The sequence below is a fragment of the Pararhizobium sp. DWP1-1-3 genome (assembly GCF_049896125.1).
Lineage (GTDB): Bacteria > Pseudomonadota > Alphaproteobacteria > Rhizobiales > Rhizobiaceae > Pararhizobium.
In genome coordinates, this window is the sequence record NZ_JAFCTR010000003.1 from 30364 (window position 1) to 54093 (window position 23730).

The following is a 23730-nucleotide window of genomic DNA, read 5'->3' on the forward strand; positions in this document are numbered from 1 at the left end:
ATCCGCATGCCTGCCTAGTGCGGCCCAAGCCTGTGAATGTCGGTCGTCTCTCCTCGGGCACGCGGACCCGCCCGCTGCACTTCTCGTTCACAAAATCGGGCCTGAAAAATCTTCATTTGCGACGGGAAGTCAAACCGACCGGCGTGCCCCCGATGGAGATGAACATGAGGACTTCCTTGCTTCGGACCCTGAGTGTTGGAGGCCCCCTGCTTCTAGCCTTGATCGCTCCCGGCAATGCCCAGAACACGCCCCCCTGGGTTACTGTTGCAAAACCCGTGGTGCGAGACGTCGTCGACAACGACGAGTTTATTGGACGCTTCGACGCGGTCGAGCAAGTGACCGTCAGGTCCCGCATTGGAGGTTATCTTCAGGAGATCCACTTCGAAGACGGCGCGTTGGTAAACAGGGGCGACCTCCTCTTTGTCATCGACCAACGACCGTACCTTAGCGCCTACAACGAGGCGACTTCGGCCCTCGAAGTCGCACAGTCCACGCTCACCTACGCGGAAGCCCAGCACAAGCGCGCTCAGGCCCTTTCGCAAAGCGGCAGCCAGTCGCTCAGCATTCTTGACGACCGACGCCGCGAATGGACATCGGCGCAGGCCAACGTCCGCGGCGCTCAGGCAGCTCTGGATAGAGCATCTCTCGACCTCGAATACACAAAGATAACCGCACCCATAAGCGGCCGCATCGATCGCCATCTGATTTCACCGGGCAATCTGATTCAAGCCGACGCGTCCGTCCTAACCACGATCGTCACGCTTGATCCGATCGACTTCTATTTCGATGTGGATGAACGCAGGCTTCTTAACTTTCAGGAGACAGCCAAAACGCGCGGCGCCGACCTTCAGGCCTCGGGCGGAGGCGTCGCGGTCAAGGTGAAAATCGGTGACAACTCCGAGAAAGAATATGCCGGGAAGCTGAATTTTGCCGAAAACCGCATCGACGCCGACAGTGGCACGATGCGGCTTCGAGCCCGGTTTCCCAATCCCAACCTTACACTGCAAACGGGACTGTTTGGCCGCATCCAGGTGCAGGCGTCAAACACGTACCGAGCAGTTCTCGTCCCCGATGAATCCATCGGCACGAACCAGAACGAGCGCATCGTCTATGTGGTCAGCGATGACGGAATGGTGTCCACAAAGTCGGTTCGGCCCGGCCCTCGCCTTTATGGCTATCGCGTCATCCGCCAAGGACTCGAAGGCGACGAGAAGGTTGTGATCAATGGTCTGATGCGAGTTCGTGCCGGCGCGAAGGTGACGCCCAAACTCATCGACCTGCCACTGTCGGTCGAAGAGCCGGAGGTCGCACGATGAGGTTCGCTCATTTTTTCGTTGATCGCCCGATCTTTGCCGCGGTCATCTCAATCGTTCTCGTGGTCGTCGGCGGCATCGCGTACACGCAGCTTCCCGTGGCGCAATACCCTGAAATCGCTCCACCCACCATCATCGTCAGGACGTCCTATCCTGGCGCCGATCCTCAGACGATCGCCGACACGGTTTCGACGCCTCTCGAGCAGCAGATCAACGGCGTCGAGGACATGCTTTACATGTCGTCCTATTCCAGCGCCGATGGCGCGATGTCCCTGACGATCACCTTCAGGCTTGGGGCGGACCTCAATAAAGCTCAGGTCCTTGTCCAGAACCGCGTGGCGATCGCCCTGCCCCGCCTACCCCAGGAAGTGCAAAGGATCGGCGTCACCACTGACAAGAGTTCGCCGGATCTGATGATGGTCGTTCACCTCTTGTCGCCGACCCATCGCTACGATCAGCTCTACGTCTTGAACTATGCGCGCAGCAAGGTGCGTGACCTGCTGCTTCGGCTTGACGGGGTCGGCGATATCCAGTCGTTCGGCGACCGTCAATATTCCATGCGCATCTGGCTCGATCCCGAGAAGCTCTCAGCATACAACATGACTTCCGACGATGTCGTCAGCGCGTTACGCGAGCAGAACGTGCAGATTTCCGGAGGGCGCATCGGAGCACCTCCAGCGTTGGGCAAGAATGCCTTCGAGTATACTGTCCGATCGAGCGGGCGTTTTTCGGACGTCCGGGAATTCCGCTATGTGATCGTCAAATCGACGGCGACCGGCCGGCTGGTCGAATTGCAAGACGTCGCGAGGGTCGAGTTGGGGGCGCAGGACTACGTGACCAACAGCTACCTCACGAACGATCCCGCCATCGCCCTCGGCATCTTTGCGCGACCCGGCACGAACGCGCTTTCGACCGCCAAACAGGTCCGCGACATCATGGCGAGGCTGGCCAAGAATTTCCCGGAGGGGCTTGAGTATCAGATCAACTACGACACGACGGAGTTCATCGAGGACTCGATTTTCGAGGTGTATCGGACAATGGCCGAGGCCGCGATGCTCGTCGCAATCGTTGTGGTCATATTCCTTCAGTCGTGGCGAAACGCCCTGATCCCCATCATCGCCATCCCTGTATCGCTTATAGGGACCTTCGCATTCCTTCTCGCATTCGGTTTTTCGTTGAACATGCTGACACTGTTCGGACTTGTCCTCGCAATCGGCATCGTCGTCGACGACGCCATCGTAGTGGTGGAAAACGTCGAGAGAAACCTGGCGCGCGGCATGACGCCCAAGGAGGCATCTCACGTTACCATGGGCGAAGTAGGGACAGCAGTGGTCGCCATCTCGCTGGTGCTGATCGCGGTCTTCGCGCCGACGGCGTTCATTCCGGGCATTTCAGGTCAATTTTACAATCAGTTCGCAGTCACCATCTCCGTGACCACGGCGATCTCGGCGTTGAACTCGCTTACGCTGTCACCCGCTCTCGCTGGCATCCTTCTCCGAAGCCACGATAGTATAAGGGAGCCGAGGAACATCGCGAGCCGGGCCGGCGCGGTTCTGGCAAACGGGTTCAACACGGGTTTCGACAAGGTCAGCAACGGCTACTCATGGATCATTCGCAAGCTCGTCGGGGGCTGGATCGGCCGCACTGCGGCGTTGATCGCCTTCGCGTCACTACTTGTCGCGACGTGGTTCATGACGACGATCGTTCCTTCGGGATTCGTCCCCGTCATGGATCAAGGCTATGCGATCCTCGTCATCCAGTTGCCGGACGGCGCGTCCCTCGCCCGCACCGACGAAGTCGTAAAGAAGGTCGGTGCAATCGCCAAAGCGGTGCCCGGAGTTCGCAATGCCATCCAGTTTCCCGGCTTCAGCGGTGCAACGTTTACCGCAGCGTCAAACTCGGGATTGGTGTTTACGCCGTTTAAGTCGTTCAAGGAGCGCGAGCCAATCGGCGCTACGGCAAACAAGATCATCGCAGAGCTTAACGAGAAGGTTCAGGAAATCGAGGAAGCCTTCATCATTGCGATCCCGCCCCCTTCGGTGCGCGGCGTCGGAAACGCCGGCGGCTTCAAGATGCAGATCCTCGATGAAGAGAACTCCGACATGACGAGAGCGCTAGGGCTCGCCCGCGAGATCATGGCGGAGGCCGCATCCACCGAAGGCTTGACTGGCGTCTTCACCACATTCTCGAATTCCAGCCCCGAATACTACTTGGCAGTCGACCGCGACAAAGCCCGCTACCTAAACGTTCCAGTCACCAACGTCTTCAGCGCGTTGTCGATCAACCTTGGAACATCATACGTGAATGACTTCAATGCTTTCGGAAGAGTTTATCAAGTAAGAGCTCAAGCTGATCGACAGTTTCGGATGGACAAGGATGCCATGTTGGCACTGAAGGTGCGATCGGCAAAGGGCGCCTTGGTCCCGCTCGGGACGCTGATGGATCCAAGATACAAGCGGCCCCACTCTTGTCCAACGCTACAATATGTATGTCTCCGTTCCGCTTCAAGGAAACCCAACTCCCGGCACCTCGACTGGTACCGCTATCAAGAAAATGGAGTCTATCGCCGCCAAGATACTGACGCCCGGCGTCTCGTTCGAATGGACCGAACTTGCCTATCAGGAAACCCGGACAGGAAATGCCGGGGTCTACATCTTTGCGCTTTCGGTCATATTTGTCTTCCTGGCGCTCGCCGCTCAGTACGAAAGCTGGGTGCTGCCCTTGGCAATCATCCTGATCGTTCCCCTCGCCGTGCTCGCTGCCTTGATCGGGGTATCACTCCGGGGAATGGACAATAACGTGTTGACGCAAATCGGTTTGATCGTTCTGATCGGATTGGCCGCAAAGAACGCGATCTTGATCGTGGAGTTTGCCCGGCAGGCGGAAGAAGACGGCAAGTCAGTCGTTGACGCTGCGGTCGAGGCAAGTCACCTTCGTCTGCGCCCGATCCTCATGACGGCGTTCGCCTTCATCTTTGGCGTCCTCCCGCTTGCTTTGGCCACCGGACCAGGCGCCGAGATGAGGCAGTCTTTGGGGACGGCGGTGTTCTCGGGGATGCTTGGCGTGACCGTCTTCGGATTGTTTCTGACGCCTGTTTTCTATGTTGTACTGCGCTCGATGCGAAAAGGACCGATAATTGCCGTTGGGGTTGGGGCGCAACGCAGCGTTTGAAAAAAATTGGGAGAAGTCCGCGAGCCAGGTCCGGTTCTCGGACCAAGCGTCGAAAGCGGCTTCACACGGAGCTTTGCAACCGTTGGCTAGACTTTGAGGCCGTGATTGGTGCGGACGTGTTTTATCCGCAATGATTAGCGACTGCTGAAGTCGCTACATCATTGCGGGTTTGCCTAGCATTTTTTGGGAAGAAAGAGGTCCTTGCGACGTTATGAGTGCGAGGACCTCTTCCAGGAGATCGCTGCCTGGGCGCGTCAGGTTGCGGCGAGGATTCCGCTAGCGATCACCTTGTAGCGGTGAGGCTTAGCCCATGTCCGGGACGACGAATGCGACGGACGTTTCCGTGAGTACACGGTGAATCGGGTCCGCCAACTGAACCAAGATTCTGTGGTTGCCGGCGGCCAGTCCGACCACGATTAGTGTTTCGCCACTTGCATCGACGAAGTGCCACGGAAGGTCGTCGACGGTTATATGAAGGTGACCAACTCGTGGTGACACGTCGAGAGCCCCTTCCCCGAACACCGGAACGATCCTGATGTTTTCGGTTCGGTACTGTATGAACACATGCCCGCGGGCAAGTGGGCCAGGCAACGGCGGGTCCACGATCAATCGAGGAGCCGGTTCGTCGCCGATCGCGACAAGGGGGGACGGTCCTTTAAAATACATGGCGGACCGAAAGGTGACATCGACTGAGTTCGTCATGACAACCTCCGAAATAAGGCCTCGATGACGGAGACGGTTTTCTCGCTTCGTTGGTCTGGCACGCATGATCGTATTGATTGGGCTTCGGTTCCAGCGAGATGCCGTGAGGCGCCGTTGATTGTCGTTGGTCCGCCGCTTCCACGGGGCCTTCGCGTCGTCCGCGCTAGGACGACAAGGCGGCCTGAATCGCCCGCAGTAAGGCGGTCGGACTTACAGGCTTCAAGAAGATGCTTATCGCGCCGGAGTTCCTGGCCCGATCGCCAGCGGCGACGTCGGAATGTGCGGTTATAAGGATCGTGGGAATGCGCAGTGAGCTTCCCGATAGTCTTTCGAGCAGATCAAGACCAGAAATCCCGCCGAGCTGGATGTCCGTGACAAGACAAGCTGTTTTCTGAAGCTCCTCGGACTCAAGGAAATCTTCTGCTGAAGAAAAGGCAGCAACGTCGATCCCGGATGCGCGCAGAAGGCCTCGTAGAGCGTCCCGAACAGGCTCGTCATCCTCCACGCAGGCGACGAGCGATGACTTCGTGGTCCCGACCATCCTAGATCCTTTAATCCAATCTGGTGACGTAAGGCTACACCGATGAGGAAATTGCTACCTGATCGCCGAAATCCAACAAATCAAAATGACGCACCAGTTGCGGCAGCGTTTGCGCGTGCATTTTCTGCATGACGTTACCGCGGTGCAACTTCACGGTAGCTTCTGTTATTCCCAAAGCCGCAGAAATCTGCTTGTTGCGCTGACCCTCGACAACCCGAACTAGCACCTCCTGCTCTCGCTTCGTCAACGATTCGAATCCCGCTCGAGCATCTGACGCCGCCTGCTCCATCCGAGAGGAGCGCGTATCGCGTTTCAGAGCAGCGTGGATCGCGTCAAGGAGATCTTGTTCGCGCACCGGCTTGGTAAGAAATTCGACGGCTCCGGCCTTCATCGCCCGAACGGCAATCGGAACGTCGGCGTGGCCGCTCATAAAGATGACCGGCCTTTGGAACCCTTTGGAACGGGCCTCTTCGTAAAACTCGATCCCGCTTTGACCAGGCAGCCGGACATCCAAAATCATACAGCCGACCTCGTCCAGCTTGCCTTTTGAGGAAAACTCCGAGGTGGATGAGAAGGCCGAGACGCTGAATTTCATCGAGCGCAGGAGCCCGACAAGCGATTCCCGAACACCTACGTCGTCTTCGATGACGACAACTTGCGGTGCAGTTGTCTCAGACGCGTTGTTCATTAATGCCCCCTTGCACATGGTATCGTCAACTCGAAGAAGGCTCCTCCCGACGGTCCGGGATGTGCAATGATCTTGCCACCGTGCACTTCTACGATCGATCGGCATATTGCGAGACCCATTCCCTTGCCATCGGGTTTGGTGGAGTAGAATGCTTCAAAAACCTGGTCGAAAGCAACAGGGTCTTGTCTGAGGCCGTAGTCTTCTAGGCGCACATTAACATGTCCACGTTGATTTTCTTGCGTTACCAAGCAGATTTTGCGGGGGCATTCCACACAGGAGATCGCCTCAGCGGCGGTCAGCATAATTTTTGAAAGCACCTGCTGGAGTAGGAATCTTTCGCAACTGACAGATCTCATCGGCGTACCGAGAAATAGGCGTGCCTCGATTTGGCGGCTGCGCAGCTTCGCTCCAGACCGTCTTCGGCCTCGGAAAACAGTTCCAATCCGTTTCCGCCGCGGATCACGCCCATCGCTGGAAGTGCGGTCACCGAGCGCAAAACCGGTCCATAAACGAGCGTCAAGATGGGTTGGGAGCTCGCCTCTCAATGTCGTGACAGATGGCTGGTCCGGCGTAGCAGCCTTCGAGAAGTCGTCCATTGCGGCCTTGCTTCGAAATCGATTCCGCAACCAGCCATAGAAGTGCGTCCGGAGCCCCAACCTGAGAAAACCACAGCGAGTTCGCTTTGTTTATCGAAATGGTACGAATTCAGCCTCCAACCCACTTTCTGCGCTGGCATTTATTCTCCAAGAAGGACTGGCCGACTCGTGTCACCGGGAACCACGACGCTCACGACCGTTTTCGTATCCTGATTCGAGGCCGGTGTGATTTTTCTGGTCGGCCCGAGAGCGCTAGCCATTGCGTTCCCCTTGGCGTCTGTCGTGAACGCCGCTACCGGTGGAAGTTTGCCGTCGAACAAGACTTCGTAATCGGTCGCCGGCCGCAAATTGTAGACACTTACATCGACGGTGTCGATCAAGCCGAGATTTCGGGAAACGATCAAACCTCTGCCGCCCCTGCCGTCTTGAGATTTCAAAAGTGCTGTTGAGTTTTCGGGGGCATCTTTCCTTGGGGTCAGATTTTGCAGACCGTTGCCTTCAGGGACGGCATTGGAGACATAGATCAGGGCCTGAGGTGCCTGCCCGGAAGGTATGTGGGCGATTTTTGTATTGGTGGCCGTTTCCACCACATCGACCCCGTCTCCGTTCTCGAGAGCAAGAAAGATCCTGCTACCGTCATCGGAACCCCAGATGCCGTGCGGCAGCGCGCCAACTGCGATAGTCGTCACCAGGTCCGACGCTTGATCAGCACTATAGACTTTGACAAGATTTTCGCCTCCAACCGTGACGTAGGCTCTCAGTCCCTCGGCTGTTTTTGCAAAAGCCAAATGGTTCGTTATCGGGCCGGTGTCGATGACGCCCGCCACCGTCAGGGACTTGAGGTCCACCCTCGTCACCTTTCCGACATCCTTGTGGGTAAGCCACGCCTCCCGTCCATCGGGCGTCACTTGGATGAACGGTGAGAACGGCGAAACGACCGGAATCGATTTCAAAAGTCTTCGGGTCTTGACGTCGAACACTTCGACGACGGGGTTGAAGCTATTGCACACCACAGCCCGCTCTCCATCGACCGAGAACATGACCATTCCCGGACCAGAGGTTGTGGGAATTCGGGCGGTTTCCAGGTAGGTCGATGCGTCTATCACCGATATGTAATCTTCGCCACGAACCGTCGCCCATACCTCATTCCCATCCGGAGTGAAGAATGCCTCGTGGGGATTTCGACCAATGTAGGCGGTCCCTTTCACATGGTTTGTGGCGGTATCAACGAAGGTGACTGAATTTGTAATGGTCGATACGACGACAATCGTCCGGTGATTGGGTGAGAATCCGAGCCCATGTACGTTGACTTGCCCTTTGTATAAGGCGCTGAGGACGTATGGCCGCGGATCACCAAGCTTGATGTAGCCGAGAAGCCGGTTCGTCGATGGATCAACCACGCTTACGGTGTTGCTGTTTTGATCTGCGGCGTAGACACGGTCTTTCGAGCTCGGATCGGCCGACGCATCCTGCGCGAGGAGAAGCGCGCTCAACATTAAGATCGAGCGGTTCATCGCGCAGCCCCTTCGGTAGACACCCGCGCTGACATCTTCTCGAGCATGATAGTCATGAGCTGAATCTCATATTCCTGTTCGGTGACTATCGACTGGGCTAGATTTCGGATCTCCATATCGGACGTGGCCAACAGAACAGCCTTCGCCATGTCAACGGCTCCTCGATGGTGTGGCAACATCTGCTCCAGAAAGTCACGTTCTGGAATTCCAGACTGTGGCGCAGACATCATGGCGGAGTGCATCTTCGACATCGAGAGCCTCATCGACATCGAAAACGGCGTCGTAGGTGGCTGGTCTGTCGAACCGGCGTGGGCATGATGGTTTATTTGGTCGCCAGCCGCTGGCGTGGCGCAGGCAAGCAGGGCGAGGACAGGAAGAACGCGGCGCATGTCGGTTTCCTTCGGAATATCGACGCCGGTTTAGCATTCTTGAGACTGACAGCGCCAAGGAGATCGGATTAGCTGGCGTGAGACGCTGTGAGTTGTCGGCGTAGATAGCCGAAATGTCCGGCCAATTTGCACCGCACGGGTACTTGATCGGCAAGAGTGCTGATCATTCAGACAGCCGAAACTTATTCGCCGTCAGTAGGCGCGGATGTTCAGCGAATTTAACACCTCGGGCGTGATGGTGCCTGTCACCTTCAAACCGTAGTCCTCCTGTAATTTGGCGAGTGCCACCTTAGACTGGGGTCCGATTTTTCCATCGATGACGCCGTCATAGTAGCCAAAGAGGCTCAGTGCCTTTTGCACCTGGATAACGATCTGTCTGAAAAGAACCTTCAGTTCCTGCTTCAACGGGACTGCGGGATAGTAGCTTGGGTCCATGATCCCGGCTGCTGAGCCCGGCGTGGTCACGGTCGTGTCCGGCTGCACCCGGTAAAGTGGGGACCTTTGGTAGGACTGGCTCGGAGCTGTAAAATCGAGGTGTCCGCGCCACATATCCGCCATCGCCCAAAGATCGGTGGCTCGAATGCGACCGATGACTGGAATGGGAGCGATGGCCAGCGAGTGTGTAAACGTGCTGTAGCTGGAGGCGTTGGAAGATCGATAACGAAAGATCGCTTTTCGACATCATGGCGCTGATCGGCGCCGCGTCGAGCTTACTCGGTATGAAGCCAGCCGCGAGCAGCGTCGGAATCGTAAACAACCGCGTTTTCATAAAGGCGAAATCTCCCCAAACCCCTCTGAATGCTTACACCACTCGAAGAAGCCACCACAAGCATCGCGCGAGTTGCATGTCTCACAAACGTCAAGATACTTTCTCTTCCAGTCGGAAATGGTGGACGGCGTCAACCTCCTGTACGGCTCAGGCACCGAGCAAAGCGGAAAATTGTAAAGAGAGACTTCAATTCCGTGGGTGATGGCGATGTTAACCGCCGACTTTAACGCATCGAAATCTTTCGACGTGTCGATGAAGCTAGTGTCCCAGTTCATGCGACCAAGCCAATTCGCTCTAACTGCATCAGCGCTCAGACGGAGATGAACGGAAGTCGGTTATGAATATGCCTTGCGAGTGCGGGCAAGTCCGAGAAATTCTGCCGCATCACAACGGTACGCAATTCGACTGAGGCGCCGGCGAGCATCAGCATCGACAACGTTTCCTCAAGGCGCACGAAAGCTCCTCGCTTGCCGACGATTTCGTCGTGAAGGGTGGCGGTCCGGGCGTACAAAGGAATCCCCCAAAGGATTCGATCCAGGCCAATCTCACTCAGCCGCGCGATGTCGCCTGGTTCGAAATGCTGCCATTGGTCAGAATGTGGAAGCGGACATCGGGGCGCAGAGCGGCCGACGTCTCGAGGAATGTAAACAGCCGCTCCTTGTGCAACATCGGCTCGCCCCCTGAGATGCCGACGTACGAATCATTCGGCGCGAGCGTTACCGCGGTGGCGAATTGGTCGAAGAGGTCGGAATGCTGTTTCTTCGGCGGTGGCTGAGAGCACATTACGCAGAGCTGATCGCATTGCTCCGTGACGAGTAAGGTGTTGTGCCTGGAATCTGCCCTTGTGAGACGATGTGCACTCGCCTGACCCGGCAGAAGGAGCAGCACGTCACCGCCAATCTCGGTGTTTGGGGGCGAGTGGACGATCAGAGAGAAACCACAGTAATCATATTCGTGAAGTTCGCCTTCACGTCCAATCAAGACAGCGTCATGATCAGTTGCGGCTGCGCCAACGTTGCAGAGCCTTACGACAAGGGGCTCAACAAGTCGCAGGGGGTCGATTTTAAGCCTCAAGTCGATCACGAGTGCACCTTCGCAAGCGCAGTGTCGAACTCAGGCATGCCCGCCCATATCGCGACAGATTTCTGCACCTTCGGGTCTTCTGAATAAATCAGTTCGAACACCTTATCGAAAATATGGGTATGGCGCTGACAGAAGTCCGTGAGGTTTTTGGGGAGATCGATCCGGCCGTAGCGCGAAAGATCATCGACGAGGTCGACGCCGCAATATGCCTGATTGAGTGCGGTCAACAAGCTCCGATCCAATCCAGTCCTCAGGTTTCCCATCGACAGATCAATCTGTCCGATGCGTGAGACCATTCGCGCCTCGTCGGTAGGATGGAACACCCCGTCGTGGTCGATAACGAGGTAGCTGTCTCCAAGAATGTTCGGGTTTCGAAGATCGGAGTGTCTGTTATGCCCTGCCCTCAGCACGCGCCGAAGACAGTGAACGAGATAGTACTCCTCGATCGGCTCGAGTGCGGTCCAATTGTACTCGACGACGGCATCGATGAAGGACGAATGATAGGCGTTCCACTTTTTCGCGCTCTTCAGCGCCTGAAACTGCTTCCTCGCGAATCCTTGATAGTTTACGGGCCTCAAAAAAGATTGATCGCATGCCGTGGGAAGTGAAGCTTGCAATCACCGAGACAGGTTCAGGCAGATTTCGGATGTCCAGTGTGGGTAACGCCGACAGCTTGGAAGAACCAAGTTCTGAAGTGACGCGGCGCAGATTTTGGAAAAATTCTTCGGTTCGCACGTCGGTGACCGTGCGTTGGTGCTTGTGGATCTCTCTATCCGCGTCGAGCGAGGTGCTGACGTGAGTGTCGACTGCAGAGATGAAATCCCATTCAGCGGGACCGAGCAATTGCAGGTTTGTACAGACAACACACTCGGCATGCTCGAAGCGTTGACGACAAAAGGCACGGTCGCCTTCAAGCAAGTCCAGCCGTAACAGGGGCTCTCCGCCTTGGAATTCCACCTTAAGACGCTTTGTCGTCAGGCTATCCAAAAACTTCAGGACGACTTCGAGCGTCGCCTCGTCCCAATCAAATCCCGGTGTATTCTCGTTGACGCGGGAAACCTGACAATAGCCACAGGCTAGATTGCAGCGCGGGTCGGCACGAGAATGACGTAGTCGAGCCCAACGGGAGCATACAGTCTGTTTGCCCACCGATACATGAACGCGTTGAAGGACGGGTCGTCGACGCCAACGTACGAGTGACCATTCTGTGCCAAGTACTCATGATCGCGGTCATCGAGCCTGTCCCTCGCATAGCGCCCAAGAAAGTCTTCGCCTGACTTGAAATATCCGCCCGCATCGTACGTGAAAAGAAGGTTGCCATCTGAAAGCCGGCCGAATTTCAATGGGAATACATTCATCGGCCCATCACTCCATGGATCAGCGCACTCCGAACCGATTGTGTTTCTGCGTAGATCTTCTGTCGGCAAAGTGTGAACTGGAAATCGCGCACGGCTTCGGCAAGGTCTAGACCGGCGGGACCCGCAAGCGTGATCGGGGGACCGATTTCCACCTGGACTGTGGGATTTAGATACGCAAAACGCGCGAGCGCATCTTCCAGAAACGGCAAAAACACCAACTCGACCAAGACTTTACGTGAATTTCTTAACATCATTTTTCGCCTCCCGCGCTAAAGTTGCCCGAAGGTCAATTGAGATTTTCGTCAATCGTCTTGTATCACGCCTCCCGTGGGCCGACGTAGCGTTTGGAGAGCGCTTTCCAATTCCCTTGGTCGAACTCGAAGAATTCGAGGTAGCATTGCTTTCGTCGTAGGACGCCCATTGGGTAGTGAAGAGCCTGCTCGAAAGCTGATACTTCAAGCTCAGGTACATGCTATCTTCGCCACCGCGAGGGAAGTTGAATGGTTGTCCCGTGCGATTGCTCGCTACGACGACGAATGTGCATCCTTTCCCGCACCCGATCTGAACGACAGAGTATTCGCCGGCAAAGTTTAGGCCCCCGTTTAAAGCGTTGCGGATACGAGTTCGGAAGCTGTTGAACTTTGCGTCACGCGCTTTGAAATCGGGAAGCTTTGTCTTTCCCGTGAAGATATCCTCCACGCTATAATCGTCAGGAGAAACATTGGAGAGCCGGTTCTGACCACTGATCCCGGACGGTTCGCCACCCCAATTAATAGGCCCGTAGCCAGAATCGTAAGGTTTCTTCGCGCCCCAAATCGTGTCCGCGTAGTCTTGTTCGGCCAGTATAACAGCGCTGAGTTTAGCATAAGGGGCTATGAAGTCGCCGAGCTTTTCGTTTCCATGTGACGCTTGAAGCTCGGCCAGCACAGAGGCAGTGACCGTCGTCACGAACGTCGCCACCTGGCGTTTTCCCGATATTTCGTAGTAGTTGAAGAAAATGAGTGCCCCGTCACCGGCCAATGACACGGGGGGCCTCGCGTCGAACATAAGTCCGTTATGACCGAACCGCATGCGGATTGCGGAAAGCGAAGTTTCCCCATACTTGAAACCTTCGAAGTCGGAATACGCCCCGCCCCCTTGTCCGCCCCAATCCGTCTCCAAGTACACGATCCTGCCGCTAGACCGTAGAAACGTAGCGGAAAGATCATTGCCGCCCGGCAATGCAAAATTCACCGCGGAGTGTGGCCCCAGGGAATGAGATGAGGTCTGAGCGACGCCGAGTTGATTGAGAGCGCCTTTGTCGCTGCCAATGGTGACGCCGGAGAGCGATTGTGCGGTTGCGGCACTCCCCCAATCAGCACAGTCGAAACGATCGTCACACCCAAGTATGTCGCCCGCACAGCAAAGAGGTTACTCATGATTGAAATCTTGATTCGGACCCGTCAAACGAGAACGTATTGGGTTGCGCGGGATCGGCAAGGCGAAAATTCGTCATCGGTAAACGCGGTGCAAGCCGTGGGAGATGCTTTCTTGCCTCTGGCTTTTGCTGGTCCTAGCGAGTTATCGTGAACACTTTGTCGAATGCAACACATGCCTCCGGATGTGACCGTGCTCGCGGTGGGCATTGCGGAGCCATCAACGGGCGGATCACGATGATTTTAAGCACCGACGCCGCTCTCGTTGGCTCAACCCTGTTACTACTCGCGACAGCCGTAGTTCCTTGGCTCATATCGCGCTGGGCGCTCTGGACACGGGCAGCATGGCGCGTGATGGCGTTCGTCGTGCTGACATTCTTCGTGCACAAGGCCCTCGGCTCTCCCTTAGCTCCCCAGTACGATCTACAGCAGCCCGATGTACGCGCCTGGCAACAGGTGATCGAATCTGGCTGGTGGATCGTGACGGCCCAATGTGCAATCGGCCTGACAAGATTGTTCGTGGTGTTCGATACCAAGCCACGCGAGAGCCGCATCGTTTCTGACCTCCTGGCCGCAGTCATTTACCTAGTTGCTTTGTTCGCCATAATCGATCTGGTCTTCTCCGTACCGATCGGCGGACTGTTGGCGACCTCCGGTGTTATCGCCATCGTACTTGGGCTCGCACTTCAAAGCAGTCTCTCGGACGTGTTCTCCGGTATTGCGGTGGGAATTGAGCGCCCATACAGCGTCGGCGATCTGATATGGGTCGAAGGTGGCATCGAAGGGCGCGTCATGCAGGTAAACTGGCGCTCGACCCACATTGCAACGCTCAACCGAGATGTAGCGATCGTCCCAAATAACGTGATGGCAAAGGCTCGTCTGGTTAATCACAGTCTGCCGACGACCATCCGCGGGGTTTCGATCACAGTCATGCTAGCGGCCAACGAGCGACCAGATCGATGCATGTCCGTCCTCACCGCCGCGGTCAAGACGTGCACGCTGCTGGCTGACAAGCCACCGCCTTCGGTGGCCCGAAGCGAACTACGGGGTGACGGCGTCGCCTACGACATCAGTTTTGCTATTCCGAGTATCGAAGCATTCGTTGACGCGCGTACCGAGTTGCTTGGCCACGTCCAAAACCATCTTCGCCATGCGGGGATCTCTTTGGCAGTTGCTGGCACGCAAAGCGTGACAAGTCCCGAAGTCCCCACCACAACCATCCTGCTTCAGGAATCGGACTGGTTCGGCATTCTCGCAGCTGAAGATCGTGCGCTGCTGGCGGAGCACCTGGAAGAGGTCTGGTTCGCGGCCGATGAAATTTTGATCAAGCAGGGCGATGAGTCCCACTCCATATTCATGATTGCATCAGGAAGTGTGCAGATCACGGATCCTAGCGTTGCGAGCGACAGAGTGATCTATCGACTAGGTCCGGGTGGAAGTCTGGGTGCGATAGGCATGATCACGGGGCGACCTTACGCCGCTACGGCGTCCGCACTTACACCAGTAACTGCGTACAGGCTGGACAAAGCGGCGGTGTCGGATGCAATCGCACGGAAGCCGGAACTCGTTCAGAGCTTAGAAGTGTTGGCCCGACGGGGTCAACTCATGCAGCGTGCCGACGTAGTTGGGCACCAAGACGAACACATCAATGCTCCAGAAATGTTTCTTTCGAAACTGCGGGGGTTCCTGCGAAAGATGTCAGAAAAACCTCATAGCTGAAGTTGTTACACATACGGCAAATAGGGGAAACGACTCTTGGCGGCTTCTTCATTAGAAGCGGTACCTCTATAGCGACCCGAAAACGACGAGGGGAACCTTGGGTCCTTGCCAAGATCCGCCGCCGAACCGATATATGAACAAGTCTTTTCAAAGCCGCGATCTCCGTCAACCCCGTTTTAACCAGGAGAACCGTCTCATGGCACCCATGCAATCAATCGCTCGCCCTGATGGCCCCATCGACTTAGAAAAGGCTGTCGAAGCGATACGACCATCATTTAATGATCTCATTTTGCTAGCCGATGTAAGCGTGGAAGCTGCTGCCGGACCTGAAACGCCGGAGGTCTTCATTCATCTTGCTGGAAGGGCGGAGAGCGTAGGATGGCCCGTGAGCGTCGCGGTTGATGCGATCCGACAGCTGGCGCGCGAATATCTTGGCGCGAGGGCAACATTCGCAGACTGAGCGACCCAGCACTGATTGATCATTGGTCCCTTGTAAGGATTACTGTAGGCACAATTGCCGGAAAGTTCTTGCACACTGGGATCGATCCCTCAATCCCGAGATTGAAGATGGCCTTGTCTAGGCTCTGCAACTGACTGTCGGCGTCTGGCCTTTCACCTTCCATCGCGCTGAAGGTCGCGACAGCGCCCTCGTCGCCGATGACTACTGTAAATCCCGTCCTCCCGGTCGTGTAGATGGACTGGACGATTTTTCCCTTGCAGTGTTCTGAAAAACTCCGACCAGCCATAATCAGTTTTTCGCAAGAACCAGAGCGGGTTGCCATACCAGCAAGAACTGGGAGGTCCTGCGCGTGGGAAGTCGATCTCATGTCTTGCCCGGCGATGGATAAAAATGACACCAAAAAGAAGCCCAGTCGATACATCTCCAAATCCAAATCCGATCACTAGCTATCATCATATCTCTCTAAGGTTGAGATTTCGCCAACAGGCCAGAATTGGCGGGTAAGTGGTGCTCGCTCAATTTAACTCCACCTCACGCGAACTCGCTCGGCACAATAAAGTATTGGACCTACAATCCCGCCACACGGATTGCGACGAGCTCCATCGAAGGAGCCCGCCCAGAAGCGCAGTCCCAATCGGAAAGCGCGGGAGAGAGCAATGAAAGTCAACTACGCATGGCCTTTGTCATTGGGAATGCTAGCGGTTTTGATTTCGCTCTCGATTGCCATCGCAGATGATGGCGCCTCCAGTTCACCCATCTTCGGAGTCAGACTGCCCGACGGATACCGAAAGTGGGAGGTGATAACGGTCGCGCACGAAGCCGGTAAAAACAACGATATACGCGCGATACTGGGAAATGACATCGCGCTGAAAGCGTTCCGGGACGGGACGCGCCCGTTTCCGGACGGAACGGTGATTGCGCGACTGGCGTACCGCTACGAATCCTCCCCACGAAACAACGCCGTTTTTCCACAACCCCAGTCGTTTGTGGCGGGCGCCGCCACCAATGTTCAGATAAGCGTCAAGGATTCAACCAGGTACGCATCGACTGGAGGTTGGGGCTATGGGCAGTTCGAAAATGGGCATGCCAATCCCAGCAAGGAGCTTATGAACTCCTGTTTCACCTGTCACACCAAGCTTAAGTCCGACGACGATCTAGTCTTCAGCCATTATTCGCCATGAACCGCGCAGTCCTCTCGATGCACTGGCACTGTCATATGGAGATTCCGAGATTTGACCCGATCCATGAAGGGTGGCGGCGTCGAGCGGTTTTTTTCGCGGGCGGCAACAGAGTGCGAGGGCGGCATCCAATCTTTGCCGCCGCTCTGTCCCTTTGGTTCACTCAAAAATCGACTGATCGATCTGCAGAGCGGCTGCCACGCGGCGAAGCCGTACAGGATCGGCGTCTGCACCGAGTTCGATTGTGTCGATTTCTTGCGTCGTCAGACCACAAGTCTCAGCAAGGTCGTCAACCGAGTAGCCGAGTGCTTCGCGCGCGCGCCTGACAATTTGACCAGCTTCTCCCTGCACTGTCTTGGCAGGTGAGAAAGCCTTCAGATTACTAATCGACATGGTCATGGGATGTCCTTCGTATATTTGGTTGTGAGCCGACAGGCTCAATTTAGACGGCCGGGTCGAAACTCGGTTCGCGGCGTCCCATGACCGTATATCAAGGCTTCCAACATTCTTTAGTGGAACAGCTTGCGATCCGAAGCAGGGTGCTCGTATGCCTGCATGAAATGCATTCCCTGCTCCAACAGCAGACTTGCGGCTTCGACATGCGTATCGGAGCGCTCCGTCGAACATCCAATGATCGAGTATGCGATGGACACAGCGTTCGCTGCCAACGGCGCATTGCCGTTCTCGAAGGCGTCATCCGCCATCGAGCGCAACGCCTGCACGACCACGGTCACCAAGCTAGCTCGCTCCTTAGACGTCATCTCGCTCAAACTTTTCGGTATCGTATGCATCCAACGCTCCTACGCGCGCGACCTCGTACAGCAGATTGCTGGATGTTCGCCGCAACATTTCCGTGAAGGTGTTTACTGATAGCGGATATGGGAGCGGTCATTGCCTTATACAATCGGCGGACCATGACCCCAGTGCACAGCTGCTGGGCATCTGATGCAAGAGTAAGCGCTTTTAGCGAGCTGCCTGGCTAGCAAAGGCCTGTCTCGACTTGCCGACGCGCCCCCACAGAACAAAGGGATTTCGAATGGCTACAGGTACCGTTAGGTTCTTTAACAATGATAAGGGTTTCGGTTTCATCACACCGGAAAACGGAGGTCAGGATTTGTTTGTTCACGTATCGGCCCTTCAAGGCGGCGGCTGCCTGCTGGAGGGACAGAAGGTGAGCTAAGAAGTGGGCCAGGATCGAAAGACTTGAAAAGCCAAAGCGGAGAACGTTCGCGAAGTTTGATTTTAATCCAGCTTTGGGCTGGATCCTCTGTGCCCTTAAAAGGCGGCGCACGCGAAAGTGGGTTCGTGGCCTTTGATGATCAGATCCTCGTCACGGGAATGAAGTCCCACTGTCATGTGACCATTCTCGTGAAATGAGGTTTGCCGACTGCGCCGTCGATGATGAACGGCGCAGTCGTAAGCTGGGTTAGTTACCGAGCCAATGATACTCAGCGATCGACGCCCGACCCGTCTTTTTGTCGTAGAGGCACATCACATTCGTTTTGGACTTTCCTTTGCCTGCAGACTCGCGAAGCAGGACTGCGACCTTGCCAGCCGCGTCATCGAACACGATCGGCGCGGAAGCTTCTGGGGAAACCATCCTCGACTGACCGATACAAGTCCCGTTCACCTTCGCAAAAAGTGCGTCCCAGGCCTTGCCGCTTGAAGCATGCGCGGCCTGAGCGGCGGCGACCAGCGACAGTGCGGCGATAGCGAATTTCCCAATCATGACATGTCCTTTATGAAAATCGGCGCCACTTGGCGCGACGCCGTCATTGACGACACAGGAGGCGAAAACAAGGCGCCCGGCAACGTTGCCGGTGAAGTCGGCTCGCCCTCCAGCTCAGTTTTCTAACAATGGGTCAAGCTCTCTTGCCGTCCAAAAGATGCGGCATCGATCCCACTATGCCCGGTCTGAGTTCCTGCGGCAAAAGACCGGCAGGAAGGTTCTGATACGAAACAGGACGCAGGAAGCGTCGGATCGACATCGTCCCGACCGACGTTGTCCGGCTGTCCGACGTAGCCGGGAAAGGCCCGCCGTGCACCATTGCATCAGACACCTCCACGCCGGTCGGCCATCCATTCGCAAGGATTCGTCCGACCTTCCGTTCGAGGATCGGCAATAGCTCTGAAGCGTCTTCGAGGTCGCCGTCATCGAGGTGAAGGGTTGCTGTCAGCTGCCCTTCGAGCGCATTCGCGACCGCAAGGACATCAGAGAAATCGGCGCATCGAACCAACAAGGCCGACGCTCCAAACACTTCTTCCGCGAGACTTGGATCGGCGCAAAACTGCGAGGCAGTCGTTTCGAAGAATGCTGCGGCCGTACGGTTGACGCCGTCGCTGTCGCGGCCTCTCGCAACAGTCGAGACGCCGGTGTGTCCGGCCAGTCTCGCGACACCGTTTAAAAATGCGTCATGGATGCCTGCACTCAGCATTGGTCCGGCGTCGTTCTCTTTGAGAGATGTTGCGGCAGCCCCGGTGAAGCGGTTGACATCCTGGCCGTCTATGGCGATCAGCAAGCCTGGATTGGTGCACAGTTGGCCCGCCCCCACAGTAAACGAGGCAACAAAGGCAGTCGCCATCTCCTCCGCTCTTGACGCTAGCGCTTGTCGAAGCAGGAATACCGGGTTCACGCTCGACATCTCGGCATAGACGGGGATCGGTTCGGCACGCGCGGCGGCGATGGCCTGCAGGGCAAGACCGCCTATCCGAGAGCCAGTGAAGCCGACAGCCTTCATTGCGGGATGGCGGACAAGCGCTGCCCCGGTTTCATTCGGACCGGTCACGAGTGAGAAGACACCTTCCGGGAGACCGCAGGAGGTTACGGCGGCCTGGATTGCACGGCCGACCATCTCACCAGTTCCAGGATGGGCCAGATGCCCTTTTACAACGACTGGACAGCCAGCGGCGAGGGCAGCAGTCGTGTCCCCTCCAGCAACCGAGAACGCCAGCGGGAAATTGCTTGAGCCGAAAACTGCGACAGGCCCCAGGGGAATCTGACGCAGGCGAATATCGGGGCGGGGCAGAGGCTTTCGGTTCGGCATCGCGGGGTCCACCCTGAGATCGAGCCACTCCCCGTCCCTCACTACCCACGCGAAAAGCCGGAGCTGTTTGACGGTCCTGTCGAATTCTCCCTCGAGCCGAAAGGCAGGCAGACCCGTCTCGGCGATCGCACGATCGATCAGCGAACTGCCGAGATCGGCGATGTTGGCAGCGATCGTCTCGAGAAATACCGCTCGGGCCTCCAAATCCAACGCTCGATATGCATTAAAGGCTGCATCCGCCAATTGGCAGGCTCGATTGACGTCGGCAGCGCTCGCCATTGAAAACGGCGGTTGAAGGCGAGCCCCCGTCGACGGGTTGACGGCATGCATCGGCTTCCCCTGCCCGGTCATTGTAGACTGTCCGATCAGGATTTCTCCGGTGACTTCAGTTGTCATAGAACGTCCTCTTTGACTGCTGTGAAGATTTGGTATGGCCAGTCGGCGACTGCCAGAGCATCACTGCACGTCTTTGGCCGACCGGGTCAAACGAATGATTTCGCCCCCTACCGGTTTCACCATTGGCGACATCGGTGTCATTCGTCCCTTTGCAATTAGGTATATTGTCCCCGCCGCGATGAGCCCGACAATCACATTACCGACCAAGAAAAGATATGGCGCCAGTGTAGCAACGGCTCCCACTTCACCGCGTTCGACCATCCTAACCGCGGAGGACGCAAGCGCGCTGGCACCGAACGCGACACTCCAGTAGGACGCTGCGAAACGGTGCGCCAATATCCAACCTCCAAGTCGGAAGAGTAGTAGGGCTTGCAGGATCGCATATCCCAGCAATATGTGAGCAAACGTGTCCGGCGGACCGGTGGTGATGCTGAGGTAGGCAACGCATCCTACAGCCGGCGGGGCAAGCTGAATGCCGAGAGTTGGACGCATCTCCTCCGGCATTTCCGCAACGGTCAGCATTCGTTGGAGAAGCACGGATTCGATCGCCAGCCAGGTAAACATCCCTGCCCCGAAGGCGAGCTGTCCCCAATCCGGGTGTCCAAGCACGCCTAAAAGGATGACGGAAACGAAACACGTGGCAACCGTTGGAAGGTAGAGTGCGGCGGTGGTGGTGCCCGGGTCACGAGCGCCCCGCCATAGGCGCCCAGTGCTCCAGATTGCGTATGAAAACGCAAAGGAGCATCCGGCGATGAAGAACGTCCATGCGCCTGCCTTGGAATACGGAAGCAAAGCCAGAGCGACTAGCATTGCCGAGACGCCGACCAGCCCGATAAAACAGAGCCGAACCGGGTGCCTCGCCTCCGCCAGCGCCTCGTGCTTTGCTAAAATCCATTTCAGGCCATAGAGGACAGCAAGTAAAATCCAGACGGCCACTGCGGCCAGGCTGATTATCTCGCCGATCACCGGCGGCAGCCCCCAAAGTTTGGAGGCGGCTCTCCACGCACTCCCGAGCCCTGCCAGACCCAGCACTATTCCGAAAAAGGACGCGGGGACTAGCGGCAAAGTCATCTTGGTTTCCTGTCCTCTGTCACTAGGCCTTCAACCTGAAGGGCGGCATCTTAGCTCTGACAGATCGATAAGGTTGTTCTTGCGCTCCCGAGGTCCGCGGGAGAAGCCTTAGAAAGATTGAAAGGATCAACTCGTGGCCAATGTGACGAATTATCCGCCGAAGCACGAGCATGTTCCTGTGAGATCCAGTTAGACGCGATGGGATGATCAGGTGGACCCCTGGATAATGTGGCGAAGCCTTGTGTCCTCGAGATCGAGCTCCCTCTCGATTCGGCGCCTCGCCTCATCGTCTAGTCGCTGTTCGGCATAGAGAGACGCGATCTCTTGGCGCTCAACCTCGATGAGCCTCAGCTGAATCTCCGGATAATCAGAATTGGCCCTGCCCTCCTCGCGGTTGTGCTGAATGCGCTTATAAAGGATGTGGCGGTCCTCATGTTTCCGTCTGAGCTCGGCGAGAGACTCGGCTGTCCACGTCCCCTCATTAAAGGTCTCAAGCTCGCTTAGAACTTTTTGAACTGCGTCCAGGCGTGCCTGGATTTCGCGAGACCGCTTCTCGCTGGCTTCAGCGGCACCCTCGTTTGCCAATCCCAACCGACGGACGATCGAAGGGAGAACCGCATCGACGCCGATCATGCTGGCGATGATCACGCACAGCGTTACAACGAGCAGCATCGGCTTGGCGTTTGAGCCGTCGGAAGCGATTAGGTCTGGAATTGAGAGCGCCGCTAGCAGCGACACGACGCCGCGAACTCCGGTCACACTTATCACTGCTGCGTATCTCCATCGCAAAGTGGGTCCGAACCCGAACCGTCTGGCCGCGAGTTTTGGGAGGAAGGTGCCTGCAAACACCCACAGGAAGCGTAGCACGATCACAATCAGACCGGTCGTCACGGCCACCGCAAGGTAGTGGGTCCATATGCCCATGTCAGCGGATTCGATGATGGTGCGGACTTGGAGGCCGGTTAGGAAGAACGCCACGGCTTCGATCACATATGTGACGAGATCCCAAGCGAAGTAACCCTGAAGCCGGGTCGCTGGAGCGATGTATCTCGGACCGTTCCACGACACGTAGACCCCGGCAGCAACGGCAGCCAGGACACCCGAACCGCCAATTGCCTGAGGCACCCAAAAGGCAAGGAAGGGCGTCATCAGCGAGAGAATGATTTCGACATGTGGATCACGCGCGAGCTTGCGTAACTCGAGAAGAAGCCTGCCGACAGCCATTCCCCAGGCGATCTCGCCGACTACGATAAGGGTGAAGCGCCCCGCGGCGGACAGAAGCGAGAGGTCTCCGCCCTGCAGAGCGCTGACCGTGAAACCAATCAGGATGAGCGCGGTCGCGTCATTAACTAGCCCTTCGCCCTCGATGATCGTGACGAGCCGGTCCGGAACCACGAGCCGTTTGACGATAGCCATCGGCGCAACGGCGTCTGGAGGCGCAATGATCGCGCCAAGCAAGAGGCCTATGAGCCAGTCGATCCCGAAAAGTGTATTGAGAACGTAGGCGACGCCGAGAGCGGTGAAGATGACCCCGCCGATCGCAAGAAATGAAATCGTTCCGATATTGTACTTCAAGCCCCGCCAACTCATTCCAACGCCGGCGCTATAGAGAAGCGGGGGAAGGAGCAGCATCAGAACGATTTCGGGCTCGATATGTACCACGGGAACGATCGGAACAAGTCCGATGGCGACGCCCGCGATGACGAAGGCGATCACGCTGGAGATGTTGAAGCGCTTCGCGATCGCGCCCACGAATGCGACTGCTCCAACAAGCGCGAATGCAAGAAAAATTCCTGAGTGGTCCATCCCGCTCCTACACTGTTCAATCATCGTTAGACGCTCACGCAGAGCCTATTCAAGAGGACGCGATCGCGCGGAAAAAACTTCCTTGGCAACAAGCAATTCGTTCATAGCCGCCGGGAAACCAGAGTAAACGGCCGTTTGGATGATCAGTCCGATTATTTCGTCGCGATCCAACCCGATGTTCATAGCCGCTTCGATCTGAACCCTAAGTTGGGCCGACGCATTTCCCAACGCTGCCAAGGAGGCAATGGCTGCGATTTCACGTGAACGCAAATCTAGTCCGGGACGACTATAGATATCGCCAAATGCGAATTCGAAAATGTATCGGGAAAAATCGGGAGCTATGTCGGACAGTGCCGCAATAACTTTGTCGTCAGCGTCCCGGTCAAGCTTATCGACGATCTGCCTGCCACGCTCGTATCGACGTTGTCCGAGATCGACCACACTCTGCGCCATAACGCTCGTTCTCCCCGCCGATCTGAATTCAAAGCATGATCTTGCAACTACGGCGCAAGTCTCT

25 protein-coding genes and 3 pseudogenes are annotated in these 23730 nt (G+C 56.5%); 6 read left to right on the top strand and 22 right to left on the bottom strand.

Going from position 1 to position 23730, the window contains the following annotated elements; translation table 11 throughout:
• The first annotated feature begins 164 nt into the window (after positions 1 to 164).
• The gene (locus ACP7BS_RS08110; RefSeq protein ID WP_426237529.1) at positions 165 to 1316 is read left to right on the top strand and encodes an efflux RND transporter periplasmic adaptor subunit; all 1152 of its coding nucleotides are present in this window, start codon (positions 165 to 167) and stop codon (positions 1314 to 1316) included.
• Positions 1313 to 4484, top strand: a pseudogene (locus ACP7BS_RS08115) (efflux RND transporter permease subunit). The gene ACP7BS_RS08110 and the pseudogene ACP7BS_RS08115 overlap by 4 nt, the downstream one beginning before the upstream one ends.
• 303 nt (positions 4485 to 4787) lie before the next feature.
• Here the strand turns inward: ACP7BS_RS08115 and ACP7BS_RS08120 are convergent.
• The 14 genes and pseudogenes from ACP7BS_RS08120 to ACP7BS_RS08185 form a co-directional block, all read right to left on the bottom strand.
• On the bottom strand, positions 4788 to 5186 hold the full coding sequence (locus tag ACP7BS_RS08120) for a DUF6130 family protein (protein ID WP_426231999.1): 399 nt from the start codon (positions 5184 to 5186) through the stop codon (positions 4788 to 4790).
• A gap of 163 nt (positions 5187 to 5349) precedes the next feature.
• A complete protein-coding gene (locus ACP7BS_RS08125; protein WP_426237531.1) occupies positions 5350 to 5727 on the bottom strand; it encodes a response regulator transcription factor in 378 nt (125 codons plus the stop codon).
• Between the two features lie 34 nt (positions 5728 to 5761).
• On the bottom strand, positions 5762 to 6415 hold the full coding sequence (locus ACP7BS_RS08130; protein ID WP_426232001.1) for a response regulator transcription factor: 654 nt from the start codon (positions 6413 to 6415) through the stop codon (positions 5762 to 5764).
• Entirely contained in the window at positions 6415 to 7011 is a 597-nt protein-coding gene (locus ACP7BS_RS08135; RefSeq protein ID WP_426237533.1) for an ATP-binding protein, read from the bottom strand. Before ACP7BS_RS08135 ends, ACP7BS_RS08130 begins: the two co-directional genes overlap by 1 nt.
• Before the next feature lie 140 nt (positions 7012 to 7151).
• A complete protein-coding gene (locus tag ACP7BS_RS08140; RefSeq protein WP_426237535.1) occupies positions 7152 to 8525 on the bottom strand; it encodes a YncE family protein in 1374 nt (457 codons plus the stop codon).
• Positions 8522 to 8914: a DUF305 domain-containing protein gene (locus ACP7BS_RS08145; protein WP_426232004.1), complete on the bottom strand. Its 393-nt coding sequence runs from the start codon at positions 8912 to 8914 to the stop codon at positions 8522 to 8524. Before ACP7BS_RS08145 ends, ACP7BS_RS08140 begins: the two co-directional genes overlap by 4 nt.
• 192 nt (positions 8915 to 9106) lie before the next feature.
• Positions 9107 to 9379, bottom strand: a complete 273-nt coding sequence (locus ACP7BS_RS08150; protein WP_426237538.1) for a peptidoglycan-binding protein — start codon at positions 9377 to 9379, stop codon at positions 9107 to 9109.
• A gap of 300 nt (positions 9380 to 9679) precedes the next feature.
• Positions 9680 to 9958, bottom strand: a complete 279-nt coding sequence (locus ACP7BS_RS08155) for a hypothetical protein (protein ID WP_426237540.1) — start codon at positions 9956 to 9958, stop codon at positions 9680 to 9682.
• A gap of 274 nt (positions 9959 to 10232) precedes the next feature.
• A complete protein-coding gene (locus tag ACP7BS_RS08160) occupies positions 10233 to 10664 on the bottom strand; it encodes a hypothetical protein (protein WP_426232007.1) in 432 nt (143 codons plus the stop codon).
• Between the two features lie 98 nt (positions 10665 to 10762).
• Positions 10763 to 11344 carry a hypothetical protein gene (locus tag ACP7BS_RS08165; protein WP_426238083.1) on the bottom strand — a complete coding sequence of 194 codons (582 nt, stop codon included), beginning with the start codon at positions 11342 to 11344 and terminating at the stop codon, positions 10763 to 10765.
• Between the two features lie 178 nt (positions 11345 to 11522).
• A pseudogene (locus ACP7BS_RS08170) lies at positions 11523 to 11915 on the bottom strand (radical SAM protein); the annotation flags it as partial.
• Entirely contained in the window at positions 11843 to 12124 is a 282-nt protein-coding gene (locus ACP7BS_RS08175) for a hypothetical protein (protein WP_426238085.1), read from the bottom strand. The gene ACP7BS_RS08175 and the pseudogene ACP7BS_RS08170, both read right to left, overlap by 73 nt.
• On the bottom strand, positions 12121 to 12378 hold the full coding sequence (locus ACP7BS_RS08180; protein ID WP_426237542.1) for a hypothetical protein: 258 nt from the start codon (positions 12376 to 12378) through the stop codon (positions 12121 to 12123). Before ACP7BS_RS08180 ends, ACP7BS_RS08175 begins: the two co-directional genes overlap by 4 nt.
• Positions 12356 to 13285, bottom strand: a complete 930-nt coding sequence (locus ACP7BS_RS08185; protein ID WP_426237544.1) for a hypothetical protein — start codon at positions 13283 to 13285, stop codon at positions 12356 to 12358. The genes ACP7BS_RS08180 and ACP7BS_RS08185 overlap by 23 nt, the downstream gene beginning before the upstream one ends.
• Positions 13286 to 13893: 608 nt before the next feature.
• Between ACP7BS_RS08185 and ACP7BS_RS08190 the strand changes: the two genes are divergently transcribed.
• Both ACP7BS_RS08190 and ACP7BS_RS08195 read left to right on the top strand, forming a co-directional pair.
• Entirely contained in the window at positions 13894 to 15258 is a 1365-nt protein-coding gene (locus ACP7BS_RS08190) for a cyclic nucleotide-binding domain-containing protein (RefSeq protein ID WP_426237546.1), read from the top strand.
• A gap of 196 nt (positions 15259 to 15454) precedes the next feature.
• Positions 15455 to 15718, top strand: a complete 264-nt coding sequence (locus tag ACP7BS_RS08195; protein WP_426237548.1) for a hypothetical protein — start codon at positions 15455 to 15457, stop codon at positions 15716 to 15718.
• Positions 15719 to 15737: 19 nt separating this feature from the next.
• On the opposite strand, the gene ACP7BS_RS08200 is transcribed toward ACP7BS_RS08195, so the two are convergent.
• Positions 15738 to 16139 carry a hypothetical protein gene (locus ACP7BS_RS08200; protein ID WP_426237550.1) on the bottom strand — a complete coding sequence of 134 codons (402 nt, stop codon included), beginning with the start codon at positions 16137 to 16139 and terminating at the stop codon, positions 15738 to 15740.
• Positions 16140 to 16410: 271 nt separating this feature from the next.
• Here ACP7BS_RS08200 and ACP7BS_RS08205 point away from each other — a divergent pair, with 271 nt between their 5' ends.
• On the top strand, positions 16411 to 16899 hold the full coding sequence (locus tag ACP7BS_RS08205) for a cytochrome P460 family protein (RefSeq protein ID WP_426232125.1): 489 nt from the start codon (positions 16411 to 16413) through the stop codon (positions 16897 to 16899).
• Between the two features lie 156 nt (positions 16900 to 17055).
• Here the strand turns inward: ACP7BS_RS08205 and ACP7BS_RS08210 are convergent, their stop codons facing one another.
• Both ACP7BS_RS08210 and ACP7BS_RS08215 read right to left on the bottom strand, forming a co-directional pair.
• A complete protein-coding gene (locus ACP7BS_RS08210) occupies positions 17056 to 17295 on the bottom strand; it encodes a helix-turn-helix domain-containing protein (protein WP_426232014.1) in 240 nt (79 codons plus the stop codon).
• Between the two features lie 110 nt (positions 17296 to 17405).
• Complete coding sequence (locus ACP7BS_RS08215; protein ID WP_426237552.1) at positions 17406 to 17687, bottom strand: hypothetical protein; 282 nt, start codon at positions 17685 to 17687, stop codon at positions 17406 to 17408.
• Positions 17688 to 17932: 245 nt separating this feature from the next.
• Between ACP7BS_RS08215 and ACP7BS_RS08220 the strand changes: the two are divergent.
• Positions 17933 to 18073, top strand: a pseudogene (locus tag ACP7BS_RS08220) (cold-shock protein); the annotation flags it as partial.
• Between the two features lie 249 nt (positions 18074 to 18322).
• Here the strand turns inward: ACP7BS_RS08220 and ACP7BS_RS08225 are convergent.
• From ACP7BS_RS08225 to ACP7BS_RS08245, 5 genes are all read right to left on the bottom strand, one after another.
• Positions 18323 to 18625, bottom strand: coding sequence for a hypothetical protein (locus ACP7BS_RS08225; protein ID WP_426232016.1), 303 nt, complete (start codon positions 18623 to 18625; stop codon positions 18323 to 18325).
• Between the two features lie 133 nt (positions 18626 to 18758).
• Positions 18759 to 20336: an aldehyde dehydrogenase (NADP(+)) gene (locus tag ACP7BS_RS08230; RefSeq protein ID WP_426232017.1), complete on the bottom strand. Its 1578-nt coding sequence runs from the start codon at positions 20334 to 20336 to the stop codon at positions 18759 to 18761.
• A gap of 60 nt (positions 20337 to 20396) precedes the next feature.
• Entirely contained in the window at positions 20397 to 21407 is a 1011-nt protein-coding gene (gene tehA / locus ACP7BS_RS08235; protein ID WP_426232018.1) for a dicarboxylate transporter/tellurite-resistance protein TehA, read from the bottom strand.
• A 207-nt stretch (positions 21408 to 21614) separates the two neighbouring features.
• Positions 21615 to 23237, bottom strand: coding sequence for a Na+/H+ antiporter (locus tag ACP7BS_RS08240; RefSeq protein WP_426237554.1), 1623 nt, complete (start codon positions 23235 to 23237; stop codon positions 21615 to 21617).
• A 21-nt stretch (positions 23238 to 23258) separates the two neighbouring features.
• Positions 23259 to 23666 carry a carboxymuconolactone decarboxylase family protein gene (locus tag ACP7BS_RS08245; RefSeq protein ID WP_426237556.1) on the bottom strand — a complete coding sequence of 136 codons (408 nt, stop codon included), beginning with the start codon at positions 23664 to 23666 and terminating at the stop codon, positions 23259 to 23261.
• Between the last annotated feature and the right edge of the window lie 64 nt (positions 23667 to 23730).